Origin of the sequence: Microcystis flos-aquae FACHB-1344 (genome assembly GCF_014698375.1) — a bacterium.
GTDB lineage: Bacteria > Cyanobacteriota > Cyanobacteriia > Cyanobacteriales > Microcystaceae > Microcystis > Microcystis aeruginosa.
On the sequence record NZ_JACJSW010000057.1, the window covers coordinates 1 to 3,505 of the forward strand.

The 3,505-nt window shown below is 36.3% G+C and carries 3 protein-coding genes; all 3 read right to left on the bottom strand.

Annotation, left to right across the window (positions count from 1 at the left end):
• Positions 1 to 60 precede the first annotated feature (60 nt).
• Complete coding sequence (locus H6G48_RS04140) at positions 61 to 633, bottom strand: hypothetical protein (protein ID WP_242034521.1); 573 nt, start codon at positions 631 to 633, stop codon at positions 61 to 63.
• Positions 614 to 1,501 (bottom strand): adenine-specific DNA-methyltransferase, encoded by an 888-nt coding sequence (gene yhdJ, locus H6G48_RS04145; protein ID WP_190719353.1) that lies wholly within the window; start codon positions 1,499 to 1,501, stop codon positions 614 to 616. The genes H6G48_RS04140 and yhdJ overlap by 20 nt, the downstream gene beginning before the upstream one ends.
• Before the next feature lie 227 nt (positions 1,502 to 1,728).
• On the bottom strand, positions 1,729 to 3,111 hold the full coding sequence (locus tag H6G48_RS04150; RefSeq protein ID WP_190719356.1) for a DNA cytosine methyltransferase: 1,383 nt from the start codon (positions 3,109 to 3,111) through the stop codon (positions 1,729 to 1,731).
• Positions 3,112 to 3,505 lie beyond the last annotated feature (394 nt).

The following is a 3,505-nucleotide window of genomic DNA, read 5'->3' on the forward strand; positions in this document are numbered from 1 at the left end:
ATAAAGGGCTTTCAGACTATCGGTTAGTTGAATCAGGGATGCTGGTTTCATGCGAGTTCCTCACTCTGAGGATTTTCCCATTATTATAGGATCAATCATTCTCTGTAATTCTCTAAATGCTTTTTGTCTTGTTTGCACATAGGCATCAATTATATCTATAATGACCAGGGCAATATTAACTTGATTACCCTCTAGATAAAACTTAATTAAATTCTCATTAAGCCAGTATCTATTGGTTTTAACATCTCTAATTATCGGCAGATAAGATAAAGTAGGAAAATACTTTTTAAATTCCTGATTTAATCGATGATTGAGAGCATGATTTTGTAATTTATCGCCAAAAGGAAGCTCCCTTTGCCTGCGAAAAAGTGTCATATACTGAGCGCCTTGATACTCGTCGTATCCATCCTTAAGATGAAACTCATTATTAATATAGTCTTCCACTAAAACATAAATGGCATAATGGTTAGCCAATCCTGCTCGGGATTTAGAACCTCGATTAGCGGCTCTAGTTTTAATGTTCAAATATTGCAATAACTCACTAGCATTTAAAATGCTATTTCCCTGATTGGGAAAGTAATTATCGATAATTTTAATAATTATCTTGGTGAATTCATGCTTTACTATCGACATCGAAAAGACTCTCCTGTACAAAGTTAGATTCTTGTTTATTTTCGCTTTTTCTACTATAGCTTTTTTGAGGTGGTAGTAACTTTTCTTCCTTGTATTCTTGCCATCCGAGAATCCGTCGAAGACCAATTTTTAAATACTCCTCTTGCGATTCTATACTAATAGAAATTCTTCCCAAACGTTTAGCTACAGCTGCAGCTGTAAAAGTTCCTGCAAATGGATCAAGCACAATTCCACTCTTGTCAGTGCTGGCCAAAATAATTCTTTCTAGCAATGATTCAGGTTTTTGTGAGGGATGATTTTCGTATTCATCCATGCGATATCTGACCCTAGGGAAATACCAAACATTGCCCGGTACTTTCTCTGTATTGTATTGACTCGGAATCGCTTTTCTATAATCAATTAGTTTTCGTTTTGCTCCGGTTTTTGCTTCTATCTTAATATCCTTTGAATTAAAAGTGTAATTATTTTTATCTTTCACACAGTGAAGTATTGGTTCATACATCGAACCAAAGTATTTTGTTGCTTGTACTCCTGAACTATCATAATGCCAGATAATGCGACTAAGAATCGTCATTTTTTGTCTTAAGTAAAGATCAAAGTAAGGCATTGCTTGAGTGCTGGCCATAACATATAATGTTCCCTGGGGTTTCAAGATACGAAGGCAATGATCAAGAATTTGATTTGCCCAATTTATATAATCATTTTCCGATTCCCATTTGTCGTAAAAATCGGCAAAATGCTTACCTATATTATAGGGAGGATCGAGAAAAATTAGATCTACGGAATTAGAGGCAATCTCACTGGATAAAATCGGCAAAGAATCACCATGAAATATAACTTGTTCATCAGCTTCGTATCGTTTAAACATGATCATTTTTTCAATTTAAAGTAGTTATATTTTTACTAGGAAATGTCTCAATTTTTAACCTCCTTAGCAATTAGGATAATTTACAGACTTTCTCATAAAGATGAAGTATAAACTAATTTGGTATTGATGACCGACTTCTGACGACGGACTCCCCACAACGAAAACTTGGATTTTTAAGCCTTTAAATATTTTAATATGAGTCAGTATCCCGCGGTCTAATAATTTGGTCAAATTATTTCTAGTAAATTTCTTGCCACTGCCTCCACCACTGGTACAGGAACAGCGTTTCCGAATTGTTTTTTAGCGATGGCTGACTGTGGATGATAGATAAAATTATCGGGGAATCCTTGTAATTTACGCGCATCTTGGGGAGTAATTTCTCGAAACTTTTTGGGTTTATAGATTTTCTTTAAAAACAATTGTTTGTATTCTTGGGGATGAGTAGCGGTAATTGAAATAGTGGCAATATAATCTTTAGCACCCGTAGCGGTTAGGGTAGGAATAATATCGGCCGTCGGTAAAATGATCCGATAAATGCCGTTAATTCCCGTCATATTTTTCGAGTTAATAAATTCATACTTACCCTGCTGCGTTTGCCAACAAATCCCCAGAGAAACTAACTGATTTAGTTCCTCGATTTTTAGGTCGGGTATAATTTCCAAAAAAGCAGAAAAAGCCACGGGATGACCATCTTTTTCGCCATACTTTTTACTGCGTCTTAATTTCAGCAAAGCTAAACAGATACTTTTTTGTCGTTCCGTAGTTTTGATAATATCCCAAGAATGAATAGTTGTGTGGCCATTTCTTAAATCAGAAAAAATAAAGAAGTCATTTAATTCATCTTCTTTTTGAAAACGAGTTCTCGATGGAGGAACAAAACCATTAAATAAAGTATCTGCTGATAACTTAACTTTCTCGACGGGTTGAATATTTTTGATGTCTTCTAAAATATCTAAAACCTTGGGATGGATACCCAAAGGTAAAGGAAATTTAAACCGCTCATAGTTATCTATATTTTTTCTAATTCCTACGATAAAAACTCTCTCGCGATTCTGGGGTAAACCAAAATCGTAGGCATTTAATAACTGCCAGTAAACTTGATAACCACAGCTGGTTAATTCATCGATAATTAATTGTAAATTCTCCCGATTGCGAGGACTAGCCAACCCACTGACATTCTCGAAAATAAAGCTTTTCGGTTGACTTTTCTGGACTAATTTAATCACATCAAACCAGAGTTTTCCCCGGGGATCCTCAAATCCCCGTAAACATCCCGCCACCGACCAAGGTTGACAGGGAACGCCGCCGACAATAAGATCCAGATTATCGGGTAAATTGCTAATTTTACTCACATCTCCGAAAGCAATTTCATCGCTGTTGAGATAGCTAATAAAATTTTGTTGATAAACTTGGATGGCCTGTTGATCAATTTCTGAATAGCCTAAACAACGTCCCCCCAATTTCTCCAAAGCGATTCTAAAACCACCGATTCCTGCGAATAAATCGACAAAACGATACTGGGGATGGGTGATAACTAGATGTAGGGGTAATTGGGTTTGTGTGCTGACTTTAACTGTGGTTTTCAAGGGTAAATAATTCCTTTTCACCATCTGGGAAGATGTGTGTCTGTATTAATTATTTTAGTATAACTTAAGAGTTTTTTCTAGGTATTTTCAGCCGATCGAGGCACGACAATAATAGACCTCTGACCCACATTCCGCACTTCCAATTGTAGTAAGCTGTACTGAATTTAAACTGCGTATTCAAAATTTTAGTACAAATGCTCAAACTTCCTCTCCCTGCTCCTTCTCCCTTGCAGTCTTAACGAGCAATTTAGATAGGGCTTGCTGAATAAATCTAAAAACCTTGTTGGATAAGGCTTTTAGACTTTTTTTCCCTGAAAAAGTGCCTACCATTGGAGTGATTGGGGGGAAAATTTAGGGATTTTTTCCCTGAAAATTAGGTAATTGACCACCTGAAAATGGGTAAAACCCCACACCCCAC